Origin of the sequence: Ursidibacter arcticus (assembly GCF_009761375.1) — a bacterium.
Taxonomy (GTDB): domain Bacteria; phylum Pseudomonadota; class Gammaproteobacteria; order Enterobacterales; family Pasteurellaceae; genus Ursidibacter; species Ursidibacter arcticus.
The window spans coordinates 1-1,574 of record NZ_LEKM01000037.1 but is presented as its reverse complement, the minus strand read 5'-3'; the positions used below and the strand labels follow the sequence as shown (position 1 = coordinate 1,574).

Genomic DNA, 1,574 nt, shown 5'->3' with positions numbered 1-1,574 from the left:
ATTACAAGCGGTTGGATTTGGTCTTTTTTGTGCAGGGTTAATTCTATATGTTGCTCCTGCCGTTAATACCTATTCAAGCAAGTTTTTCAATCAAGATATTGTGAGTTATCACAATGCAGTTAAATTAGCATCGCCAGCTGTTGTGAATGTTTATAACCAATCTATCGATACAACACAATATAACCAGTTACAGGTCAATAATTTAGGCTCTGGCGTTATTATGACTAAATCGGGCTATATTTTGACAAATAAACACGTTATTCAAAATGCCGATCAGATTATTGTGGCGTTACAATCAGGTGTAATTGCTAATGCTATTTTAGTTGGTTCAGATACATTAACTGATCTTGCAGTACTGAAAATTCAAGCTGAAAACTTGCCTACCATTCCACAGAATAAAGAACGAATAGTCCAAGTAGGAGATGTTGTCTTGGCAATCGGAAACCCATTAAATCTAGGGCAGAGTATTACACAAGGTATTATTAGTGCAACTGGACGAAATGCGCTTTCTGAAGGTGGGCGACAAAATTTCTTGCAAACAGATGCCTCCATTAACAAAGGAAATTCAGGCGGTGCTCTAGTAAATAGTGCAGGGGAATTGATCGGTATTAATACATTAAGTTTTGGTAAAAACAGTGATGAATTAGCTGAAGGACTTAATTTTGCTATTCCTATCAGCTTAGCAAATAAAGTAATGGAAAAGATCATTAAAGATGGGCGAGTCATTCGTGGATACTTTGGCGTAAGTAGTTCACTCTTTTATTCTGCCAAACAATTAGGGTTAGGTGATAAAGGCGTTTTAATTACAAGTGTGACAGAGAATGGGCCAGCTGATAAAGGTGGAATTCTTGAAGGTGATATTGTATTAAAAATTGCTGACATTGAAGCTGAAACACCATCACAAATGATGGAAGCTCTTGCAGATATTAAACCGGGGACTGATGTAAAAGTACTCATTTCTCGTCAAGGAAAATTGATGGAATTGAATGTTGTTATAGGCGAATTCCCTGAAATATAGGAAAGAAGATGAATAAAAATATTGTAATTACTGTTGATGGACCAAGTGGAGCAGGCAAAGGTACCTTATGCCACGCATTAGCAGAAAAGTTAAAGTTTGATTTTTTAGACTCAGGTGCAATTTATCGTATTTTAGCACTTGCAGCAAAGAAATCAGGAATAGATTTTACAAACGAGCCAGAACTTGCAGAGTTAGGGCGAAATCTTGATGTTCAATTTATTCCTTCAAATGGGGAAATTCACGTTATTTTAGAGGGTGAAAATGTAGGCGATCAAATTCGTACTGCAGAAGCGGGACAGAATGCCTCTAAAATTGCAATTTATCCCTTAGTTCGTGAAGCCTTATTACAAAGACAGCGTGATTTTAGTACATCAAAAGGATTAGTTGCTGATGGTAGAGATATGGGAACAATTGTTTTCCCTAACGCTCAAGTCAAGCTATTTTTAGACGCTAGTGCGGAAGAACGTACAAAAAGACGTGTAAAACAGTTGCAAGAAAAGGGATTTAATGCTAACTTTGACGAGATTTTAGCCGAGATAAAAGAGCGTGATTTTCG

Annotated in this window: 2 protein-coding genes; both read left to right on the top strand. The window is 36.9% G+C overall.

What is annotated here, in order from left to right; genetic code table 11:
• Nucleotides 1-1,018 (top strand): outer membrane-stress sensor serine endopeptidase DegS (degS, locus tag A1D25_RS01415; RefSeq protein ID WP_240327080.1); only part of this gene is annotated, 1,018 nt, incomplete at its 5' end.
• A gap of 8 nt (nt 1,019-1,026) precedes the next feature.
• Nucleotides 1,027-1,574: (d)CMP kinase (cmk, locus tag A1D25_RS01410; protein WP_157393940.1), on the top strand; the 548-nt coding region annotated here is incomplete at its 3' end.